The organism is Blastomonas sp., from assembly GCF_030373265.1.
Lineage (GTDB): Bacteria > Pseudomonadota > Alphaproteobacteria > Sphingomonadales > Sphingomonadaceae > Blastomonas.
Window position 1 is genome coordinate 49,808 of record NZ_JAUCZC010000017.1, and the last position, 20,980, is coordinate 70,787.

The following is a 20,980-nucleotide window of genomic DNA, read 5'->3' on the forward strand; positions in this document are numbered from 1 at the left end:
CACGCACTGCGTCAGGATGATCAAAGTGGGCAGGTCGAGATCGAAGGTTGCGCCGCGCGCCTGGGCTCAGTTTTCATCGGCTACACGCAAGCCCGGGACGCTGCCCCGTCTCATACGAAATTGCGAAATGTGATCGACATCGTCGGCTGTGATTTCGGAAATGCGCGTTCTGCCCATCAGCCCCATGTCGCGCTCGATCTCGGTGCGGAAAATCGTCAGCACGCGCGCCACGCCTGCCTCGCCGCCGGCCGCCAGCCCGTAAAGATAGGGCCGCCCGATCGAGCAGCCGTCGGCGCCGAGCGCGATCGCCTTGAGTACGTCGGTTCCGCGCCGCACGCCGCCGTCGGCGATCAACTGCACGCTGTTCTGGATGCGGTCGCGGATCGCGGGAAGATAGTCGATCGGTGTCGCTGCCCTATCGAGCTGGCGACCGCCATGATTGGACACCATGATCGCATCTACGCCGCAGGCGACGGCGCTCGCGCTGTCCTCGGGCATCATCGCGCCCTTGATGACCAGCCTCCCGGGCCACTGCGCGCGCAACCATTCGACATCTTTCCAGGTCGCGGTCCGATCGAACTGGGCGTTGACATAGTCGATGACGCTGGTGCCCGCGCTGCTGAAATCTCCGACATGTTCGACGACGTTGGCGAGTTGGAACGAGCGATTCCTCAGCGCGCCCAGCGACCATGCCGGATGCATCGCAAAACTCATCACACTGCTGAGCGTGAACCGCGGCGGCATGAACATGCCGCTGCGCAGATCCCGCTCGCGATTGCCTGCAATGGCGGTGTCGACCGTCAGGCAGAGCGCGCCATAACCATGTGCCGCCGCGCGCTCGAGCAAGGCTTTGGTTAATCCGCGATCGCGGAACAGGTAAAGCTGGAAATAGCGGTCGGCTCCCGATTGCGCGATGGCCTCGATCGAGGTGGTCGCCATCGTCGACAGGCCATAGGGCACCTGCGCCGCAGCCGCCGCGCGCGCGACCGCCATTTCGCCCGCCGCGTGAAACAGCTGAGACATGCCGGTCGGCGACAGCATCAGCGGCATCGCGCTGCGAAATCCGATCAGGTCGGTGCTGGTATCCACATGGCTCACGTCGACCAGCGTCCGTTGCGCGAGCACCCATTCGTCGAACACCGCGCGGTTGCGCGCCAGCGTCCATTCGTCGTCGGCGCCGCCTTCGAGATAGTCACGGATCGGCAGCGGCAGGGCGCGGCCTGCCAGCGCGGCCATGTCGGCAATGTTGAAGACTTTGGCGAGCGATTTCATTCAGGTCATCGTTGCCTGAGCTGCATGCCAACCGATGAATCGAAATGACTGTCCATCGCTACGCGCGCGGCAGCAGGATCTCGGGCCGCGATCGCATCGGCCAGCGCGCGATGCCGGGTGATCATCGTCTCGCGCTGCTCATCGGTGACCCGCGTCTGCCAGGCTTCGGGCACGGCCACCTGCATCAAGGGCTCGAAGGACCGGACGATGGCGACGAACAACGCATTGCCGCTCGCCTCGGCAATCAGGATGTGCAGCGCAATGTCGTGATCGGTGGGCGCATGGTCATCGACCTCTTCGGCCATCCGGTCGACCAGGGCACCGATTGCCGCGGCCTGCGCATCGCTGCGGTTTTCGGCCGCCAGAGCGGCTGTCCGCACCTCGATCGACCGACGGACATCCCAGACGTCGGCCACGCTGATCTGAGCCGTCGAGATGCCGTGATCGAGCGATGCGGCGAACACCGCCCCATCGATCGCTGCAACCCGCGGCTTGCGGCCGTTGCCGACGTCGATCAGCCGGAGCGCCGCCAGCGCCCCGAAGGCTTCGCGCATCACCGCGCGGCTGACGCCGAGCTGGCTGGCGAAATGTCCCTCGCCCGGCAAAGTATCGCCGACCTTGAGCTGCGATACGCGGATATGCGCCGCCACCGCGTCGATCGCCTGCTGGACAAGCGAGACGCCTGGTGCCTGAGAGCCCACGCTCATGCGGCCCGGCCCATCGCGCGGAAGCTGCTGGGCGATACGCCGAAGCGGCGGTTGAAGGCGCGGGTAAAGCTCGAGTTGTTTAGATAACCGCTGGCATAGCCGATGCTGGACACCGGTAAATCGGTGCTCAAAAGCTTGGCCTGTGCTGCCACCAGGCGGCGTTCGGCGAGCGCCTCGCTGATCGTGCAGCCATAAATATCCCGAAAGCCGCGGGTTAGCTTGGCGCGGTTGATGCCGCAGGCCCGCGAGATACTGTCGAGCGTCAGCTTCTCGCCCCATTGGCTGTCGACAAGATCGCGCGCCGCGACGATGGCGCGGGTATCGCGCTCGGTAAAGCCCGGATCACCATTGCAGGCAACGAGCTGGCCCGCCTTGAGCGCTTCTGCAGTCTCGCACAGCAGTTCGATGCTCTTGGCGAGCCGGTAGGTCACCAGCGCGTCGCCCCGGCGCGAACCGTCTGCAATGTGGAGCGCGATCGCGCACAACGGATGCGAAAGGTGGTAGGTGCCATCGCAGGCCCCACCGGACGCCCAGTCATAGAGCCGTGCCAGTGCGCGGTTGGCGACGAGAAAAACGATCACGCCGTCGGCCGATACGAGCTGTACAACGCTGTCGATGTCGGGATCGGACACGATCGATACCGTCGGCAGCACCTCGTCACGCGCTGGGCGGAACGCGAACAGCGTCACATCGGCGGGGACATCGTGCTGCGTGACGGTCACCGGGCCGATCAGCGTGGTCATCTCGGGCGAGACGGCGATGATCGCAGATGCCATAGATCCTCTCCTTATTTTCGAGGAGCCTACACCTATCGGATAGCTCGGGCAATAGCTATCAGATAGGTTCAGCGACTGCGGACACCGGCGCGCGGCGCATGGCAAGATAGAAGCATGCAACCGATCCGGCGCTGACGACCACCCCGACCAACGCGAGCGCCTGCGCGAGATACTGCTCGCCGCCCATCAGGTCACTGACCGCGGCGACCAGCGTCGGCGCGAGACCGAAACCGATCAATCCGGCCACCGCGATGAAGGCGCCGATGCACAGACCGCGCAGTTCGTTGGGCAACAGCACCGTGAGCGCGACCGACATGATGAGCCCGGTCACCGTGCCGCCGAGCATCAATACGCCCAGCGCTATCGCAAAACCCGTCACCCCCGGAAGGATCGGAAACAGCGCGGCAGGCACGCTGACCGCGGCAGCGATCACCGCGCCGATCAGCAGGCCGCCGCGCCGCCCGGTTTTCTGGCCGAGATCAGCGGCGATCCCGCCGAGCACGGCTCCTGCGATACCGGTAAAGAGGATCAGCGCGCCCATCCAGCCTGCGAACTGTTCGGGCGTCAGGCCATGATTGCGGGTCAGCACCGGCACGGCCCAGATGCTTGCCGCCGCATCGGCCATGACCACCGCGACCTGGCCAGCGAAAAGCGGCAGCAGGAAGCGTCGGCGCGTCCACAGTTCGGCGGCGATGACGCGCAATGCTGGACGTGCCGCGCCCGACGCGACCTCATGGCGGGCAGGTTCGCGCAGAAACAACAGCGGAAGCGCCAGTAAGAGGCTGAGTCCCGCCAGCACCACATGCGTGCTGCGCCATGGGGTAAGCCCCATCAGCGCGATGTCACTCGCCGCGAGCCAGCCGATCAGCCATCCGGTGGCGGTGAACCCGGCTGCGGTGCCCAAGGTCTTGCCCAACGTCGTCAGCAGCGCCGCACGGCCGCGATGCGCGGGCACGACCAGGTCCGCGCCCAGCGACAGCGCCGCGGTCAAGGCTCCGGTGGTGCCGATCGCCGCGAGTATCCGCGCGATGAACAAGGTGGTGGTATCGGGGGCAAAAGCGGTCATCGCGGTGCCCAGCGTCCAGACCGCCGCGAGCCCGATCATCAAGCGGACCCGGTGAACGCGATCGACCAGCAGGCCGATGGGGATCGACAGCAGCACCATCGGGATCGCGGCGGACACCCCCTGGACAAGGCTCAGCGCATAGTCGCTCAACCCCATCTCGGCCTTGGCAGCACTCTGGATCGTGCTGAACGATCCCATCATCGCAAAGCCGATCGCCATCGCCAGCGATAGCACCAGCAGAGGCGGCAGCGAGCGGCTGAAGCTCGGCACGCCGACGGTGGGCGAAGCGGCGATCACGGTCACAAGGCGAAGATCTTGCCGGGGTTGAACAGATTCTGGGGGTCCAGCGCTCGCTTGATCGCGCGCATCAGGTCCACCGCATCGCCGAGTTCGGCAATCAGCCATTCCTGCTTGCCGATGCCGATGCCGTGTTCGCCGGTGCAGGTGCCATCCATCGCAAGCGCGCGTTCAACCAGCCGTGCGTTGATCGCCTCGACCTCGGTCATCTCCTCGGGTGCATTGGGATCGATCGAGAACACGACATGGAAATTGCCATCGCCGACATGCCCTAGAATGGTCGCGGGGATCGCCGACTTGTCGAGATCGGCGCGGGTTTCCTCGATGCATTCGGCCAGCCGGCTGATCGGCACGCACACGTCGGTCGCCCAGCCGATCGCCCCGGGGCGCAGGTTGATCGCCGCGTAATAGGCCTCGTGCCGGGCCTTCCACAGCTTCGACCGCTCCTCGGGAAGGTTGGACCAGGCAAATTCGCCGCCGCCATTTTCCGCCGACAGCGCCTTGACCATCTCTACCTGTTCACCGAGTTGCAGCGGGCTGCCATGGAATTCGAAGAACAGCGTCGTGACTTCGGGATAATCGAGCTTGGACCACAGGTTGCAGGCGCGCATCTGCATCGCGTCGAGGATCTCCACACGCGCGAGCGGCACGCCGAGCTGGATTGACTGGACAACGGTATCGACCGCGCCCTTGAGGCTGTCGAACCCGCAAACTGCCGACGAGATTTGCTCGGGGATCGGATGCAGGCGCAGCGTGACCTCGACGACGATACCCAGGGTGCCTTCGGACCCGACGAACAACCGCGTCAGGTCATAGCCCGCCGCCGATTTGCGCGCACGCCGGCTGGTGCGGGTCACCTTGCCATCGGGCGTCACGACCTTGAGGCCGAGCACCGCCTCGCGCATCGTGCCATAGCGCACCGCGTTGGTGCCGCTGGCACGGGTCGATGTCATTCCGCCGATCGTCGCGTTGGCGCCGGGATCGATCGGGAAGAACAACCCCTGATCGCGCAGGTGCTCGTTGAGCTGCTCGCGGCGCACGCCCGGTTCGACCACGCAATCGAAGTCTTCGGCATTGACCGCGAGGATGCGGTTCATCTCGCTGAGGTCGAGGCTGATGCCGCCGCACACCGGCGTGGCGTTGCCCTCGATCGAGGTGCCCGCACCGAACGGCGTGATCGGAACCCGCGCATCTCGGCACAGCTCGACCGCTGCCACCACATCCTCGGTCGTCCTGGCAAAGATCACCGCATCGGGCAGCATGGTTTCGAAATGGGCTTCGCTGGTACCGTGCTGCGCGCAGATGGCATCGCCGGTCTGGACCTGCGCACCGAAACGCGCCGTGACCTTGTCCATAAATCCGTCGGGCAAGGCGAGGCGGGCGGGGAAGACAATCGCAGTCATCGCAATCAGAACTCGAACCGTACGCGCGCGCCATAGCGGCGGCGATCGCCGACAATGCCCAGGTCGCTTGCGGGCAAACCGGCCAGCACCAGTGTCGTCCGCTCGATGTACGATTCGAAATAGTCTTCCTGCAGCAGGTTGTTGGCAAAGACCGAAAACTCGATGCCGCCGGTCTTGTAGGCAAGCTGGGCGTTGACCAGCACATAGTCGTCGAGGAAGGTCGGGGTCGTTTCGTTGAGTGTTCCGGCAAGCCGGCGCCCCTTTCCGGTCGCGCCCAGCGTGAAGGTCATCGTATCGTCGCCCAGTGGCAGCACGTAATCGCTGTTGATGCTCCAGGTCGTATCGGGCTGGAAGGTCAGCCGATCCGACGAGAGCACGCGGCCAGTGACCAGCGTATAGGGCGTGCTGTCGACCAGCCGGGCATGAACATAGGTAAAGGCGCCGCTCAGCGTCCAGTTGCGCACCGGACGGAGGCTGGCCTCCAGCTCGAAGCCATAGCTTTCGACGTCGCCGGCGTTGAGATCGACCGTCACCAGCCCGCCCGCCGACGACGGCGCGACCGAATTGAGGCCGATATAGTCCTTGTAGTCGCTGTAGAACAGCGCGGCGGAGACGTTGAAGTTGCGATCGGGCGAGCTGTACTTGCTGCCCAGTTCATAGGTCCATGCGCTGTCGCCGCGATAGACCCGCACCGGGGCGGTGGGGGCGTTGAAGCCTCCGCCGCGATAGCCGCGCGCGACCGTCGCATAGGTCATCAGGTCATCGGACCAGCGCCGGGTGACGCTGAGCCGCGGCTGCACCTGATCGGACTTGAGCGACACCCCGCCGGTCGCTTCGCGATCCTCGTGATCGTAACGAAGCCCGAGCGCGACTTCCCAAGCGCTGCTGGGTCGCCAGAAGGCGGTGCCGAAAACGGCATAGGTATCGGCATTGGTCCTGGCGGAAACCGGGACGACGCGGTTCAAAGGAACAACCGTGGTCACGCTGTCTGCACGCACCATTTCATTGCTGTAGAACACGCCGACCAATGTGCTGAACTGATCCGACCACAGGCTGTCGAGCCGCAGTTCGGTGGTCAGCGTATCGAACTGGTCGGTAACCGACGAGCGGACGATATCGAACGGGCTGAAATCGCCATCGGTGTTGTTGGAGCGGCTGGTGCGGCCGTCGTAGGCGGCCATGCTGGTGAGCGTGCTGTCGCCAAATTCGGCATCGATCCGCCAGTTCACCCCGTAATAGCGATAGGCGGTCTGGTTGAGATCGTTGAACGGGATGTTGCGCGAATAGTCGCGCGGGCCGGTGACGCGGGCATAAGGCGTGTTCGCGCCGTCGATCCAGTCGTGATAGCCGTTGAAGACCATCGTGAAGCTCTCGCTGGGCGTCAGCCGGACGGTGGCATTGAGCGAGTCACTCGTCAGCCGGTTCTGCTTGCCGCCGATCACCGAGTTGGTGAGGAAGCCGTCCTGCTCGCGATGCGACCCGGCGATGCGGACAGCGAGTTTGTCGGTGATGATCGGAAGGCTGACCGATCCGGACACCAGCCAGCTGTCGTCGGGGCCGGCATAGCTTGCCACGCCGCGGACCTCGAGGTCATTGCCCGGCTGCCGCGTGATGACGTTGATCGCGCCGCCCAGCGTATTCTTGCCATACAGCGTGCCCTGCGGTCCGCGCAGCACCTCGACGCGCTCGACATCGAGCAGCGGGTTGTTGAGATAGGCGGTGTTGGGGCGATAGATGCCATCGACGAACAGGCCGACGCCAGGCTGTACGGTCTGCACCAATGTCACGCCGACACCACGGATCGCCACGAACGCGCGGCCCGCGCCGTCGCTGTTGATATTAAGACCGGGGACCGACTGCGCGATGTCCCTGACCGAAGTCAGGCCGCGGCGTTCGATCGTGTCGCCCGAGATCGCGGTGATCGCGACCGGAACGTCCTGAAGGCTTTCCTCGCGCCGGCGCGCGGTGACCACGATCGCGTTCTGCTCGATCACGTCGCCCGAATCCTGTTCGGTGGGCGGGGCTACCTGCGCATGTGCAGCATAGGGCAGTCCCGATACCAGCGCAGTGGTCAGGGCCAGGCGTTGAAGTGCTTTCATGACAATCTCTCCTGTTCCCGCGGAACTTGTGCCCGCTTGGTGTCAGGGAAGCTATCGGACAGGTTGTACCTATCTGAAAGGTCTGCGACTGTGCCGATCCGCACAATCGGTTACCTCTACGGCTACCAGCAGCTGTATCCGCCATCGGCCAGCACGATGCTGCCGGTCATCAGGCTGGCCGCGTCGGACGCGAGAAACAGCACCACGGCGGCGACCTCCTCGGGCTCGCCGAGGCGGCCCTGCGGCGTTCCGTCGATCCAGCGGCGGTACATTTCGCTGTTCCGATCGGCAAAGGCGTTGAGCGGGGTGGCGATATAGGTCGGGGCGACCGCATTCACCCGCACGCCGCGGTTCGCCCATTCGGCGGCCAGGCTGCGGGTCAATTGGTGCACCGCTGCCTTCGACGCGTTGTAATAGCTTTGCGGTTGTGGGCGGTTGACGATCAGGCCCGACATCGAACCGATGTTGACGATGCTGCCTGATTTGCGTGCCAGCATATGCCGACCGAACGCCCGCGCGCACCAGAAGCTGCCGTTGAGGTTGACGTCGAGCACATTGCGCCAATGCTCGTCGGTGACATCCTCTGCGGGCGTATCGCTGCGCGCGATGCCCGCGTTGTTGACCAGAATATCGATCCGCCCCGCTGAAGCCGCAAGCGCATCGGCGGCTGCGGTAACGGCCGCCGAGTCGGTGACATCGAGCACCATTCCGGCAACGTCATGGCCCAGCTTGCGCAACGCCGTCTGCGCCGCGTCGATGGCATCAGCGTCGCGGTCGCCGATGGTAACGCGCGCGCCCGCCTCGGCCAGCGCCTGCGCCACGCAATAGCCGATGCCCTGAGCGCCACCGGTGACGAAGGCGACGCGGTTATCGAGCCGGAAGCGATCGAGATACGTTTGCGATGCCATTGTCTGCTCCCGATTCACCGCAGGAACTGCGAAGCGGGCATTATCGGTTCGCTGATGGTGCGGTCGGCCCACAGTTGCCGCACTTGGCGGGTATCGGTGTCGAACCGATCCCATGGCAGCGCGCCATCGGTGGCGAAGCGGACCCACAAGGCGTGCGTACGGTCAGCCAATTCCTGCGGCGGCGCCTCCCCGGCAAGTCCGCGCGGCCCGGTCACCGTCGCGAGGGTGTCGAACACGAACGGAAGCTCGATTCCATGGCACGCGCCCAGCTGACCGTCACAGGCGGGCGACCGCCAGTCGAACTCGTACATATGCGTGGTTCCGCGATGCGCGGCGGCAAACTCGCGCGCGGGCCAGCGGAACACGAGATCGCTCAGCGCCTCGGTCATCACATGGCCGGGCTTATGGCCTTTCCGGCCCCATCCGTACGCGGCCAGCGCTTCGCGCGCCCTGGGCATCGAGCGCCCCACAAGCCATCGCGCGAGCAGGCCGGGAATCTTGTCGCTGACCCCGGTCGGCACGAAATAGAGCCGCATCTCTTCGGAATTGGTGCCGATCAGCAGTTCGACATCGGCGCCGATGCCGTCGCGCAGGGCATCAAGCGGATGCTGTGGCAGCACGTCATCGCCATAGACCGGAATAAAGCGGCTGATCCCGAAGACCGGTTCGAAGCCCTCGTCGTCGCGCAGGTCGATCTTCCACGGGCTGGCCAGCTTCTCGATCGCGGCGGCGGCGGCCATCGGATCGGTGGTGCGAAACCCGGCGGCGTCTGGCGTCACCTTGAGCAAACGCGCCATCTTGCGCACCAGCCGCTGCGCGACCGGAATCGAGCGCACCATGGAGCCGTGTCCGCTCTGGACAATCGCGCGGCGGAACAGCCCTTGGGCCAGCGGCGAGGCGACGAGGTTCGCGATGGCCATCGCGCCCGCCGATTCGCCGAAGACCGTGACATTGGCCGGATCACCTCCGAATGCGGCGATGTTGTCCTGCACCCAATTCAGCGCGGCGATCATGTCGCGCAGCCCCAGGTTGGTGGGCACGCCGGGGATCGGAAGAAAGCCCTCGACCCCCAGCCGATAGTTGATCGCGACAAAGACCATCCCGGACTGTGCCAGTCGCGTGCCGTCCTGCACCGGCGCATCCTTGCTGCCCAGCACGAAGCCGCCGCCATGGATGAAGACCATCACCGGGAGTCCTGCGGCATTCTGCGGCTTCAGGATGTTCAATGTGAGGAAATCGTCTCCCTGCGGACCGCCTTCACCGACCAGCGGCGTGACGTCGAGCGCCGGGAATGGGCGGATCCGCTGGGGCGCGACCGGTCCGGGGGCCGTGGCATCGCGCACGCCGCTCCCCGGTTGGACCGGCTGCGGAAGTGCAAAGCGCGCCTCGCCGGTCGGCGGTGCAGCATAGGGAACATCAAAGAACTTCAGGATGCCGTCTGCAACAGTGCCTTTGATCTCCCCTGCGGGAAGACGGATGTGTGTATCATTCATGGTCTCATCCTAACGCGCCCGCGCAGGGCAAGTCTTGCCACCGCGCTGTGCCGTTTCGCAATTTCGCCGTGCCCGGCACCGCCATTGCCTTATCCATGCATGAAAACCCAAGTGGTCCAGCCTATCGGCATGCGTGGCGCGCCGTAGATCGCGAGGCAATGTCAGGGAGAAGCGCAATGCATGAGCCGTGCTGGTTGGCGGTCGAAACCGGCGGTACAAAGATCCTCGCCCGAATTGTGCGCGGCGACACGGTCTTGCTGGAGGATCGCTGGCCGACCACCAGCCCGCAGGCGGCCGAGGATGCGCTGTGCGCTTTCGCCGCAAGGGCGCCCGCGCGGTTGGCAGGCGCCGGCATCGCAGCCTTCGGACCGATCGTGGTCGATCCAGCAGCCCCCGATTATGGCGAGGTGCTGGCGACACCCAAACCCGGATGGACGGGGGCGAACCTGAGGCTGGCTCTGGAATCGAGGCTGGGGATTGGCGTTGCGATCGATACCGATGTCAACGCAGCCGCGCTGGCCGAACAGCAGGCTGGCGCGGGCAAAGGCTGTGCGAGCCTCGCCTATGTCACGATCGGCACCGGGATCGGCGCCGGGCTGGCCATCGCCGGTCGGACGCTGACGGGGGCCATGCACCCCGAGCTGGGCCACGTCCCGGTGCTGCGCTATCCCGGCGATATCGCCGCCAGCACCTGCCGGTTCCACCCCAGCTGCGCCGAAGGCCTGGCCGCGGGCCCAGCCGTGCAGGCTCGGCTGGCTGGAGGTGCGCTTGAGGATGTGCCCGAGGCCTTCGCCGCGATCGCTGACTATCTCGGGCAGTTGTTCGCGGCCATCGTTATGGCCTGGTCGCCGCACCGGATCGTGGCAGGCGGCGGCGTCCTGGCTGTGCCGGGGTTGCGCGGCGCAGCCACGAAACGGATGGCCCATGCACTGGGCAGCTATGGTGTCGGCGCTGCCGCACGCGGCGCAGGCTTCGTCGTGGCACCGCAGCTCGAGCACGCAGGGCTCGAAGGCGCACTCATCGTCGCGCGCCGCGCGATCATGGGACATGCCTGCCAATCAGCACCGCTCCTTGGATCGGCGGGTTACGCCGAAAGCGGCCATTCCTGACGCGGTGAAAATCGGTCCAACGAAGACTGCAACCGGGCCGGCTAGATTCAATGCGGAGGCAATCGAGTTGAGTGGTTCGATACGTTGACATGTGCACCGAGCCATTTCCCAAGCTGCTCATCTCATCTCGAAGAGTTCACGGTGGTACCGGTCCTTGGAGAGACCGTCTGCGATCATTGCTTGGTATAGACTGTCGCCGAACTTCGATGGACCGCAAAACCAGACATCTGTGTCGCGCCAATGCGGGATCCACAGGGCCACCTTTGCCAGATCGACAAACTCTTCTTGGCCAGTATCGACAAAATGCAGGCGCACTCCTGCGGCGCTGGCAGAACTGCGAACTTCATTGATGAAGCCGTCATCCGGTGTGCCAGTCGAATAGATCAGATCCACATTCTGTCGCTCGCCGGAAAGGGCTATCGCCTCCATTCGGGCAATGAAGGGGGTGATGCCAACCCCTCCGGCGATCCAGAGCTGCGCCGCACCGCCCGACCGAAAATCGAAACGGCCATAAGGGCCCTCGACCGTGACTGCCTGGCCGACTCTGATAACGTCCGGCAAGTGCCGGGTGTAATCCCCCAGTCCCTTGATGCTGAAAGCGAGGCGGCCTGTGTTGGCCCACCCAGAGGATATGGTGAAAGGATGCGCCTGTTCTGAATCCGCGAACTTCAAAAAGGCAAACTGTCCGCCAGCGTGGCCGGGCCAGGCTGTCGTCAGCTTCACCCCGACATCCAGAACCGAGTTGCCGTCGTGGAAATGAAAGTCGGTCACTTCGCCAGTGAACCGAAGCGTCTTGCCGATCCTTGCCAAGATCGACATGCTGCCGCAACAGCTGCGGCGGCCAGAACCACGATGACCAGCAGGCCTATCGGTGCATTCCAGTAGCTGGCCGGGGTTAGCACGACGCCGTGGAAAGTAAGCACGAGAAACAGCGGCGCCATCAGTCGATGGGTCTTGAAGAACAGATGATAAGGAAACCGCCGCCACAGCGCGAGCGCCGCCAGCACCAGGAGCAGATAGAAAGCCCACTCGCCCAGATCGGAGGCCAAATTCCGAAAGCTGGCGAAGGGGCGAGGCTCCATGGCTGCGTTAGGCACGCGCTGCAGCGGCGCTAGCGCTCCTGCTTCAACAAGCCATTTCGGTCCCTTTTCCACCAGCCAGTGCAGCACCGCCATGATGACGGCGGCTACACCCAGCCACTTGTGCAGACGGTAGAATTTGTCGAGGCCGCCCAATGCCGTTTCAACTTGCACCGGTCTTGCGGACAGCAGGATGGCCACCGCCATGAAAGTGATGGCCAGAATGCCGGTCAATGGCACAAGCAATCCCCGAACGGACCAGATGTCGCCTGCCATCAGCGCCGGATCGATGCTCGCAAGCCATAGCGCTATGATCAGCGCGGTGACCGCGAGGAATGCCAACCTCAAGCGGGTCATGTCGGCGGTCTTTCTGCGCTGGTGTTCCCATCGGCACATGGTGAGCCACATGCCGAAACGGTGGGTCGGCATTCGCCGACCTGTCGTGTTCCATCAGGCGTCATGTTGAAAACCAGGCGGTCTTGCACTTGCATAGGCTCCCACTCCTGCCCTGCAGCAGGATTCCGGGGAATGGGGCTGCGACAGGTGCAGCTTGCAAGCGATGTCCGCCGGTATCGGGCGAAGCTCAAGGCAATGGGCCTGCACTCACAACGACAGATGTCCCGGTTCGGTTCCCGGCAACGGGCATTCTTGGCGCCTTTGTCGCGCGGCGCATTTCTTGGAAGGTCCGGGAGCCGGTTACGTCCGTCAGGCTGTCGTCAGACGGGCCGTCCATACCTGCTGCACAGGAGGCTGTTATGGCACATGAAGATTCATTACCCGGAACCCGCATCACCGTATGGGACCTTCCGGTCAGGCTGTTTCACTGGTCGCTGGTCGCGGCGATCGCGGTTTCGTTTCTGTCATCGGAAGAAGACAGCGTGCTCGCGCAGTGGCACATCGCGGCGGGTTGGATCGCTGCGGTGCTGATCGCGTTCCGGCTGATCTGGGGCCTTATCGGCGGCAGGCACGCGCGCTTTGCCAGCTTCATCCGGCCATCGGCCGTGCTGCCGCACATCAAGGCCCTGTTTGCGGGCAAGGCTGAACGCTCGGTGGGGCACAACCCGCTGGGCGGCATGGCGGTGCTGGCGCTGATCGGAGGCACCGCTGCGGTGGTGTGGACCGGTTTTCAATTGATGGGGGGCGGTAGCGAAGACCTGCACGAGATGATCGCGTTCGGCCTGCTCGGGTTAATCGCGGTGCATGTCATCGGTGTCATCGCGATGTCGGTTGCGACCCGTGACAATCTGGTGCGCGCAATGGTGACTGGACACAAATCGGCAGCGGGCTTGCCGCCGCAGACGCGGGAAAGCCCCCGCGTGCTGGCCGCGCTGGCAGGGCTCGCAGTGATCGGGGTGTCGGTTCTTGGCATCCTGCGGTATGATCCGGCAGCATTTACCGCCGGAGCCCGCGAGGAGGCCGAAATTGCAGAGCATGCGACCGCCAGCCTCGCCCGTGCACCGGCTGCAAGCCATAGCGAGCGCGATGATGATGACGATTGATCAGCGCTGCAAAGCACCACGCAGCCGGTCGCCGGGATATCCTGAATGCGGCTGCTGATCGTGGAAGACAACGAACGGCTCGCCGGCCTGATCGCACAAGGTCTGGGGCGGCGGGGCTTTTCCTGCGACATTGCCCCTGATCTGGCAACGGCGGATGCGTGCCTGGAAAGCGCGGCCTTCGATGCTGTCATCCTCGACCTTGGCCTGCCCGACGGCGATGGCATGACCTGGCTGCAGCGCCAGCGCAGCCTGCGCCAGCTGATCCCCGCGCTGATGCTCACGGCACGTGGCGGCCTGGAAGACCGGATCGCCGGGCTCGATTCGGGCGCGGATGATTACCTCGTCAAGCCGGTGGACATCGAGGAACTGGCGGCGAGGGTCCGCGCCTTGCTGCGCAGGCCGGGGCCGCGCGCAGCGACAGTGCTCCAAGCCGGCTCTCTCATTTTTGATCCGATCAGCCGCGAGGCCCGCTGCGACGAGAGGATACTCGATCTATCCCGCCGCGAGACCGACCTGCTGGAACTGCTGATGCGCCGACTGGGCACGGTTGTGGTGCGCGATAGGATCGAGACCACGTTGTATAGCTTCAACGAGCCGGTGACCCCCAATGCCGTAGAGGCCACCGTATCGCGTCTTCGTCGCAAGCTGGACGAGGCGGGGATAGTCGGGCAGCTGCATACCGTTCGCGGTGTCGGCTACATGCTGCGGAGCAGCTGAATGGCCCACCAACCACCGTCGATTTTCCATTCTCTGGCACGCGGACTTGCTGTCGTCGGGCTGGGGGGCACCGTGTTCCTGCTGGTTGCCGTGCTCATCGAATACCGCATCAGCTTTGCCGAGATGGCAACGGCAGATGCGTTGGAGGCCGCGCTGCATGAAATGGCGGAACACGTGCTGTTGCCCGTTGTCGCGCTGGTCATGCCGATGACGGGGGCAGCCCTGTTCGTAATGCGACGGGCATTCAGGCCGTTGACGAATGCAACGGACCAGCTGAATGCGATCACCGAACGTGATCGCAATATCCGCATCGATGATCGTAAGCTGCCGACCGAAATTCGGCCGTTCACCGTGGCGGTCAACACTTTGCTGGGAAGGCTGGAGCAATCCGCGCTGCATCAGGAAGCGTTTGCCGCCGATGTCGCGCACGAGTTGCGCACCCCGCTGGCGGCGATGATGCTGGAGCTCGATGGCATGACAGACCCTGCCGCTGCGCGTTTGAAAGGCGATGTAGCCGCCATGCGCCGGTTGATCGACCAGCTGATGTTGCTGGCGCAAGTGGATGCGCAGGAGGCCGCCGCTACTGCGACCGACCATGTCGATTTGGCCGAACTTGCCACCGATGTTGTCGCCCGCTGTGCACCCGGCGTCATCAATGCGGGCCGCATGATCGAGCTGGCCAGCGAAGCCGCGCCAGCTTTCGTCCGCGGGCGGCGCGAGGCGATCGCAGCGGCCTTGCGCAACCTGATCGACAACGCTGTTCGGGTCACGCCGATTGGCGGCACCGTTCACGTGGTGCTGGAAGGCGCGCCTGCTATCCGCGTTATCGATGGTGGCCCAGGGGTGTCGCATGAACAGCTCACCCAGCTGATCCAGCGCAACCGCCGCGCCGACCATGCCAGCCCGGATGGCGCCGGCCTTGGCCTCGCCATCGTCGACCGCATCATGCAGGTGCATGGAGGCGTCATCCGCACCGAGCCTGAAAACAGCGCCTTGATCCTCGACTTCGGCTGAAAATCCCACTGTCAGGTTGCTGTCAGCTTGGGCTGGCAGGTGCCGAAGCATGAACAGGCAACAGATCATCACGACCGGCGCGGTTGCGCTCTCCATCGTCGCAGGCCTTTTTGCCTACAACCAGTTCAGCGAGCCGGGCGACACCCCACAGCCCGCCGAAGTTTCCACCGATCTTCGGGTCGCGCCTGGGGCATTGACCGCGCAGCAATTGCAGCGCCTGGGTATCCAGACACAATCGGTGGACGCTGCGGTGGACGTTCCCTTGGGACCTGTTCCCGCAGTCGTCACTCTGCCGCCGGAAGCACAGGTCGCGGTCACTGCACCGTTCGATGGTGCCATATTGCGGGTATACGTCATTCAGGGCGAGATGGTCAGGGCAGGGCAGCCGCTCGCGACCGTCAAGAGCCGTGAGCCACTGCAATACGGCGCGGAGCTTGCACGCGCACAGGCGCGGCTGGGGCTGGCGCAGGCAACTGCCGCCCGCACCCGTCAGCTGGTGGATGAAGGCATCATCGCAGGCGCGCGCGGCGATGAGGTGACCGCCCAAATCCGCGTCGCGCAAACCGATGTATCGGAGAACGCCCGCATCCTGCGACAAGCTGGAGCCAGCTCGGCAGGAGAAGTCACGCTGCGTGCGCCGATTTCGGGCCGGGTCGCGGCGATGACCGCGCAGGTCGGCGGACCGGTGATGGCAACATCTGCGCCGTTCGTGATCGAGAACAGCTCGGCCTTTACACTCGACCTACAGTTGCCTGAGCGCCTGGCAGGACAGGTGCGCCCCGGCATGAGCATCAGGGTGAATGGGCTCGGCACACCGGAGGGGGTCACCGGGACCATAGTGTCGGTCGGCGGTTCGCTCGATCCTGCCACGCGCTCGGTGCTGGCCAAGGCGCGCATCGATGGTGCTCGCGCGCTGGTTGCTGGCAAGTCGGTGATGGCCACAATCAACGGCACCGGTGCAGCATCCGGCACCAGCATCCCTGCCACGGCGCTGACCAGGATCGACGGCAAGGACCATGTGTTCGTACGCACCGGCAAACGCTTCGTGAAACGTGCGGTGGAGGTCGCGGGCAGTTCTGATGGCAAGGTGTTCGTGACTACCGGCCTCAAGCCAGGAGAACAGGTTGCCGTCTTGGGGTTGAGCGAACTCAAGATGCTGCTGGTCGGGGGCTGATCGTCATGCTCCGCACACTGATCGAGGCCGCGCTCAACATGCGGTTGGCCGTCATCGGCATCGCACTGGGGCTCGCCGCATTCGGCGCATATGCCTTTGCCAACCTGCCGATAGATGCTTTCCCGGACATCAGCTCGACGCAGGTCAAGATCATCATGAAAGCCCCCGGCATGACGCCCGAGGAGGTGGAAAGCCGGGTCATCACACCTGTCGAGATGGAATTGCTCGGCATCCCCAACCAGACCGTGCTGCGGTCGGTGGCGAAATACGCAATTGCCGACATTACGATTAATTTCGAGGACGGCACCGACATCTACTGGGCTCGCAGCCAGGTCGCCGAGCGGCTGGCTAATGCGACCGCCGGTCTGCCAGCCACGGTCGAAGGCGGCATGGCCCCCATCTCCACACCCTTGTCGGACATGTACATGTTCACCGTCGAAGGGCCGATTTCGCTGACCGAGAAGCGGCGGCTGCTCGACTGGACGATCCGGCCTGCATTGCGCACCGTGCCGGGTGTCGCAGACGTCAATGCGCTGGGCGGCATGGTCGAGACTTTTGAGGTGCAGCCTGACTTTGCGGCGCTGGCAGCGGCCAGTCTTACGATCGAGGACATCAAGGCCGCAGTCGAGGCGAGCAACCGCAACGATGGCGCGGGCCGTCTGGCGGTGGCGGAAGAGGCGCTGATCGTCCGTTCGGTTGGCGCGATCCAATCTCTCGACGATCTCGCATCGGTGGTGGTGCGCACTGCCAATGGCAATGTCGTGCGGATCGGCGATGTCGCAACCGTGCGCATGGGAAGTCTGACCCGCTATGGCGCGGTGACCAAGAACGGCACGGCAGAGGCGGTGCAGGGACTGGTCATCGCGCTGCGCGGAGCGGACGCGAGCAAGGTGGTCGCAGGCATCAAGGAGCGGCTGACAGAGGTTCAGGCGACTTTGCCCAAGGGCGTCACAATTGCGCCGTTCTATGACCGCTCCGACCTGATCGGTCGCGCAGTGGGCACAGTGGAAGATGCGCTGCTCGAAGCCATCGTGCTGGTCGTCATCCTGCTACTGCTGTTCCTGGGCGATGTGCGCGCATCGGTGATCGTGGCGCTCGCGCTACCGATGGCGGCGCTGATGACCTTCATCTGCATGCGCGCCATAGGGCTAACGGCGAACCTGATGAGCTTGGGGGGCCTGGCAATCGCCGTCGGAATGCTGGTCGATGGTGCGGTAGTGGTGGTCGAGAACGTCGTCGAGCGATTGTCCGATGCGCGGCACAAGGGGGCGAGCAAGCTCAATTGCGTGTTTGTCGCCACCGCAGAGGTCGCAACCCCGGTGGCATCTGGCATGGCGATCATCGCGCTGGTGTTCCTGCCCCTGCTGACCCTCGAAGGGCTGGAGGGCAAGCTGTTCGCCCCAGTGGCGATGACCATCGTGCTGTCGCTGATCTCGGCGCTGCTTCTGTCGCTGACGCTGGTGCCGGTGCTTGCGTATTTTGGCCTTAAGCGCAGCGAGAGCCACCACGAGCCGTGGCTGATGCGGCAACTGACACCGCGTTACGAGCGGCTGCTCAACGCGTCTTTCGCGCACAAGCCGCGCGTGTTCATCGCTGGGGGGATCGCCCTGCTGCTGGCGGGCGGAGCTTACAGCATGACCGGCAAGACGTTCCTGCCGACGATGGATGAAGGCTCGATTATCGTCCAGCTGACCAAGCTGCCCAGCATCGGCATCGAACACAGCACCGCCGGCGACATGAAGGTGCAGAAGGCGCTGCTCAAGGATGTGCCCGAGATCGAGGCGGTGATTGCGCGCGTCGGCAGCGACGAGCTGGGGCTCGATCCGATGAGCCCCAACGAGACCGACAGCTTCCTGGCCCTGAAACCCCGCGACACATGGCGCGTGGATGACAAGGCGTGGCTGACCGACCAGATCCGCACAGTGATGCAGGACTTTCCCGGCATCGAGCCCAGCTTCACCCAACCCATCGAAATGCGCATTTCCGAGATGCTGACCGGCGCGCGCGGTGATCTGGTGATCCGGCTGTTCGGGCCAGACCTTGGCGAGCTGTCGCGGTTGGCGGGGGAGATTCAGGGACGGCTCCAGAAGATCGAGGGCACCACAGAGGCGATGACGGTGGCCAATGACACGGTGGATTACCTGCAGCTGGATATGGACCGGATGGCGGCGGGCCGCGCTGGCATGCCTATTGATATGCTGCAGGATATGATGCGCGCCAGCGTGGAAGGCGTGCGCGCCGGATCGGTCACCGATGGCAACCGACGCATTCCCGTGATGATCAAGGGTGTGGGCAGCGAGGGCATGGGCCCGGAAACGTTCGCAGACCAGATGTACCGGTCCCCCAGCGGACAGCTCGTGCGGGCCAGCGATGTCGCCAACATTGCGCAGGTCGCAGGCCCGGTAAAGCTGGAGCACGAGAACGGGTCGCGCTTTGCGATGGTACAGGCCTTTGTCGGCGGGCGCGATCTGGTCGGCTATGTCGATGAAGCCAAGCGGGATATCGAAGCGAACGTAAAGCTGCCCCAGGGCTATCGGCTGGTGTGGGGCGGACAGTTCGAGAACCAGCAGCGCGCATCGGCAAGGCTGATGGTGGTGCTGCCGATCTCGCTCGTGCTGATCTTCGTCGTCCTCTACGCCACGCTGTCCTCGGTGCGATCATCGCTGCTGATCCTGGTCAACATTCCCTTCGCCATGGTCGGGGGCATGGTCTCGCTGGCAGTATCCGGCGAATATCTGTCGGTCCCTGCATCGGTCGGGTTCATCGCCTTGCTGGGCATCGCAGTCCTCAACGGTCTGGTGATGGTGACCTGCTTCCGCCAGTTGCGCGATACCGGGCTGACACTATCGCAGGCCGTCCGCCAGGGTGCCGCTCGCCGCCTGCGACCGGTGCTGATGACCGCGACCATCGCGGCCTTCGGGCTGGTGCCCCTGCTGTTTGCCAGCGGTCCGGGGTCTGAAATCCAGCGCCCGCTCGCCATCGTGGTGATCGGGGGACTGATCAGCGCAACGCTGCTGACGCTCATCCTGCTGCCGATTCTCTACGAACGCTTTGGCGAAAGCCGCGCGGAGCGCGAGGCGGGCGATCTCGCGCTGGCTGAGGGAGGACCGGCATGATCCGCACGATGATAGCTGCCGTCGCCTTGCTCGGCACTTCGGCGACCGCGCTGGCGCAACCCGGCCTGCCTGCCGATGCGCAGGTTCAGATCGCACTCAACGAGCACCCAATGGTGCTGGCGGCCAGGGCGCGAGTCGAAGTGGCACGCGCCGATAGCCGGGCGCTGCGGGTGGGAACGCAGGAGTTTTCGGTCACCACCAGCGTCATGCAGCGATCGGTGGACCGCGAAGGCCGCTTTACCGAGTTCGACGCCTCGATCAGCCGACCGATCCGGCTGCCCGGCAAGGCGGCGCTCGACCGCAAAGCCGGCGATCTGGGCCTCATCGCCGCTGAGAACCGCATGGAGGATGCCAAGCACCAGGCTGCTCTGCTGCTCGCGGAACTGTGGTGGGACTGGCTGGGGGCATCAGCGGAAGAAGCCGTTGACCGGCAGGCGGCAGACAACCTCAATCGCTCGCTGACCAGCGTCAAGCGCCGCGCCGAACTGCGCGATGCATCCCCGCTGGAGGTCGATCAGGCCGCTGCCGCTCTCGGCTCGGCGCGATTGCAGGCTGAGCAGGCAGCGGGCCGAGCAGCACTGGCTCGCGCACGGCTGACATCGCAGTTTCCAGGGCTTGTCCTTCCGATGGCCGCAAAGGAATTGCCGCTGCCGGAGTTGCCCCAGACGGGCCTGCCGGTGCTGCGCAATCTGGTGATCGAGCGCAGCCATGAGATCTTTGCCGCGCGCGCCGAGGCCGACCAGGTGCAGGCTCTGGCCGACCGCGCGCGGCAGGATCGTTTTGCCGATCTGACCATCGGCGTTCGCGCCTTCAGCGAGCGTGATGGCATGGAGACTGGTCTCGGCCTGATCGCCACGATCCCGTTGGGCGGCAGCCACCGCAGCGCCATCGCCGACCGCGTTTCCAGCGAGGCCGTCGCGGTCGCTGCCGAGGCTGCAGCGGTCGGCTTCGATGTGCGCGAAATGGCTGACGGCGATCTGGTGAATGCCAACGCGGCATGGCAGGCTTGGCAGCGCAGCCGGGAAGGTGCCAAGGCGCAAGTCGATGCGGTCTTGAAGATGCGACGCGGCTATGACCTCGGCGCGATCAACCTTGCCGATCTGCTGCTCGCTGAACGGCAGACGCACGACATGTTCCGTGCCGAAATACTGGCACGAACACAGGCATTGCGTGCCATAACCCGCATCATGATCGACAGTCACAGCATCTGGATCGGTGACGACGACCAATAAGCCATCGCCAGAAAGGCGC

General features: G+C 64.6%; 17 protein-coding genes. 7 read left to right on the forward strand and 10 right to left on the reverse strand.

The window, feature by feature from the left end:
• Window positions 1-66: 66 nt before the first annotated feature.
• The 8 genes from QUV11_RS11420 to QUV11_RS11455 form a co-directional block, all read right to left on the reverse strand.
• Window positions 67-1,272 (reverse strand): alpha-hydroxy acid oxidase, encoded by a 1,206-nt coding sequence (locus QUV11_RS11420; protein WP_300882762.1) that lies wholly within the window; start codon window positions 1,270-1,272, stop codon window positions 67-69.
• Window positions 1,273-1,277: 5 nt separating this feature from the next.
• Window positions 1,278-1,979: a FadR/GntR family transcriptional regulator gene (locus QUV11_RS11425; RefSeq protein WP_300882764.1), complete on the reverse strand. Its 702-nt coding sequence runs from the start codon at window positions 1,977-1,979 to the stop codon at window positions 1,278-1,280.
• Complete coding sequence (locus tag QUV11_RS11430) at window positions 1,976-2,755, reverse strand: AraC family transcriptional regulator (protein WP_300882766.1); 780 nt, start codon at window positions 2,753-2,755, stop codon at window positions 1,976-1,978. Before QUV11_RS11430 ends, QUV11_RS11425 begins: the two co-directional genes overlap by 4 nt.
• A gap of 58 nt (window positions 2,756-2,813) precedes the next feature.
• Window positions 2,814-4,124 (reverse strand): MFS transporter, encoded by a 1,311-nt coding sequence (locus QUV11_RS11435; protein WP_300882768.1) that lies wholly within the window; start codon window positions 4,122-4,124, stop codon window positions 2,814-2,816.
• Window positions 4,121-5,521, reverse strand: coding sequence for an FAD-linked oxidase C-terminal domain-containing protein (locus QUV11_RS11440; protein WP_300882770.1), 1,401 nt, complete (start codon window positions 5,519-5,521; stop codon window positions 4,121-4,123). The genes QUV11_RS11435 and QUV11_RS11440 overlap by 4 nt, the downstream gene beginning before the upstream one ends.
• 5 nt (window positions 5,522-5,526) lie before the next feature.
• On the reverse strand, window positions 5,527-7,620 hold the full coding sequence (locus QUV11_RS11445; RefSeq protein WP_300882772.1) for a TonB-dependent receptor: 2,094 nt from the start codon (window positions 7,618-7,620) through the stop codon (window positions 5,527-5,529).
• 122 nt (window positions 7,621-7,742) lie between these two features.
• Window positions 7,743-8,528 (reverse strand): SDR family oxidoreductase, encoded by a 786-nt coding sequence (locus QUV11_RS11450; RefSeq protein ID WP_300882775.1) that lies wholly within the window; start codon window positions 8,526-8,528, stop codon window positions 7,743-7,745.
• Window positions 8,529-8,542: 14 nt separating this feature from the next.
• Complete coding sequence (locus tag QUV11_RS11455; RefSeq protein ID WP_300882777.1) at window positions 8,543-10,021, reverse strand: carboxylesterase family protein; 1,479 nt, start codon at window positions 10,019-10,021, stop codon at window positions 8,543-8,545.
• A 176-nt stretch (window positions 10,022-10,197) separates the two neighbouring features.
• Between QUV11_RS11455 and QUV11_RS11460 the strand changes: the two genes are divergently transcribed.
• Window positions 10,198-11,130, forward strand: a complete 933-nt coding sequence (locus tag QUV11_RS11460; protein ID WP_300882779.1) for an ROK family protein — start codon at window positions 10,198-10,200, stop codon at window positions 11,128-11,130.
• A gap of 117 nt (window positions 11,131-11,247) precedes the next feature.
• Here the strand turns inward: QUV11_RS11460 and QUV11_RS11465 are convergent, their stop codons facing one another.
• Together QUV11_RS11465 and QUV11_RS11470 are read right to left on the reverse strand one after the other, a co-directional pair.
• Window positions 11,248-11,940 (reverse strand): FAD-binding oxidoreductase, encoded by a 693-nt coding sequence (locus QUV11_RS11465; protein ID WP_300882781.1) that lies wholly within the window; start codon window positions 11,938-11,940, stop codon window positions 11,248-11,250.
• Window positions 11,898-12,566 (reverse strand): ferric reductase-like transmembrane domain-containing protein, encoded by a 669-nt coding sequence (locus QUV11_RS11470; protein WP_300882784.1) that lies wholly within the window; start codon window positions 12,564-12,566, stop codon window positions 11,898-11,900. Before QUV11_RS11470 ends, QUV11_RS11465 begins: the two co-directional genes overlap by 43 nt.
• 398 nt (window positions 12,567-12,964) lie before the next feature.
• Between QUV11_RS11470 and QUV11_RS11475 the strand changes: the two genes are divergently transcribed.
• Genes QUV11_RS11475 through QUV11_RS11500 form a run of 6 tightly spaced genes read left to right on the forward strand, consistent with a single transcriptional unit; the run spans window position 12,965 to window position 20,961 of the window.
• On the forward strand, window positions 12,965-13,708 hold the full coding sequence (locus QUV11_RS11475; RefSeq protein WP_300882786.1) for a cytochrome b/b6 domain-containing protein: 744 nt from the start codon (window positions 12,965-12,967) through the stop codon (window positions 13,706-13,708).
• Window positions 13,709-13,753: 45 nt separating this feature from the next.
• A complete protein-coding gene (locus QUV11_RS11480; protein WP_300882788.1) occupies window positions 13,754-14,425 on the forward strand; it encodes a response regulator transcription factor in 672 nt (223 codons plus the stop codon).
• Window positions 14,426-15,439 carry an ATP-binding protein gene (locus QUV11_RS11485; RefSeq protein WP_300882790.1) on the forward strand — a complete coding sequence of 338 codons (1,014 nt, stop codon included), beginning with the start codon at window positions 14,426-14,428 and terminating at the stop codon, window positions 15,437-15,439.
• Between the two features lie 49 nt (window positions 15,440-15,488).
• Window positions 15,489-16,613, forward strand: a complete 1,125-nt coding sequence (locus tag QUV11_RS11490; protein WP_300882792.1) for an efflux RND transporter periplasmic adaptor subunit — start codon at window positions 15,489-15,491, stop codon at window positions 16,611-16,613.
• Between the two features lie 5 nt (window positions 16,614-16,618).
• On the forward strand, window positions 16,619-19,729 hold the full coding sequence (locus QUV11_RS11495) for a CusA/CzcA family heavy metal efflux RND transporter (RefSeq protein WP_300882794.1): 3,111 nt from the start codon (window positions 16,619-16,621) through the stop codon (window positions 19,727-19,729).
• Window positions 19,726-20,961, forward strand: coding sequence for a TolC family protein (locus QUV11_RS11500; protein WP_300882797.1), 1,236 nt, complete (start codon window positions 19,726-19,728; stop codon window positions 20,959-20,961). Before QUV11_RS11495 ends, QUV11_RS11500 begins: the two co-directional genes overlap by 4 nt.
• Window positions 20,962-20,980: the final 19 nt, after the last annotated feature.

What these genes read in the sequence shown, in the direction of transcription:
- QUV11_RS11490 (WP_300882792.1), top strand. Translation starts at nt 15,489, where the DNA reads ATGAACAGGCAACAGATCATCACGACCGGCGCGGTTGCGCTCTCCATC.
- QUV11_RS11440 (WP_300882770.1), bottom strand. Translation starts at nt 5,521, where the DNA reads ATGACTGCGATTGTCTTCCCCGCCCGCCTCGCCTTGCCCGACGGATTT.
- QUV11_RS11495 (WP_300882794.1), top strand. Translation starts at nt 16,619, where the DNA reads ATGCTCCGCACACTGATCGAGGCCGCGCTCAACATGCGGTTGGCCGTC.
- QUV11_RS11420 (WP_300882762.1), bottom strand. Translation starts at nt 1,272, where the DNA reads ATGAAATCGCTCGCCAAAGTCTTCAACATTGCCGACATGGCCGCGCTG.
- QUV11_RS11430 (WP_300882766.1), bottom strand. Translation starts at nt 2,755, where the DNA reads ATGGCATCTGCGATCATCGCCGTCTCGCCCGAGATGACCACGCTGATC.
- QUV11_RS11475 (WP_300882786.1), top strand. Translation starts at nt 12,965, where the DNA reads ATGGCACATGAAGATTCATTACCCGGAACCCGCATCACCGTATGGGAC.
- QUV11_RS11455 (WP_300882777.1), bottom strand. Translation starts at nt 10,021, where the DNA reads ATGAATGATACACACATCCGTCTTCCCGCAGGGGAGATCAAAGGCACT.
- QUV11_RS11485 (WP_300882790.1), top strand. Translation starts at nt 14,426, where the DNA reads ATGGCCCACCAACCACCGTCGATTTTCCATTCTCTGGCACGCGGACTT.
- QUV11_RS11470 (WP_300882784.1), bottom strand. Translation starts at nt 12,566, where the DNA reads ATGACCCGCTTGAGGTTGGCATTCCTCGCGGTCACCGCGCTGATCATA.
- QUV11_RS11450 (WP_300882775.1), bottom strand. Translation starts at nt 8,528, where the DNA reads ATGGCATCGCAAACGTATCTCGATCGCTTCCGGCTCGATAACCGCGTC.
- QUV11_RS11445 (WP_300882772.1), bottom strand. Translation starts at nt 7,620, where the DNA reads ATGAAAGCACTTCAACGCCTGGCCCTGACCACTGCGCTGGTATCGGGA.
- QUV11_RS11460 (WP_300882779.1), top strand. Translation starts at nt 10,198, where the DNA reads ATGCATGAGCCGTGCTGGTTGGCGGTCGAAACCGGCGGTACAAAGATC.
- QUV11_RS11480 (WP_300882788.1), top strand. Translation starts at nt 13,754, where the DNA reads ATGCGGCTGCTGATCGTGGAAGACAACGAACGGCTCGCCGGCCTGATC.
- QUV11_RS11500 (WP_300882797.1), top strand. Translation starts at nt 19,726, where the DNA reads ATGATCCGCACGATGATAGCTGCCGTCGCCTTGCTCGGCACTTCGGCG.
- QUV11_RS11425 (WP_300882764.1), bottom strand. Translation starts at nt 1,979, where the DNA reads ATGAGCGTGGGCTCTCAGGCACCAGGCGTCTCGCTTGTCCAGCAGGCG.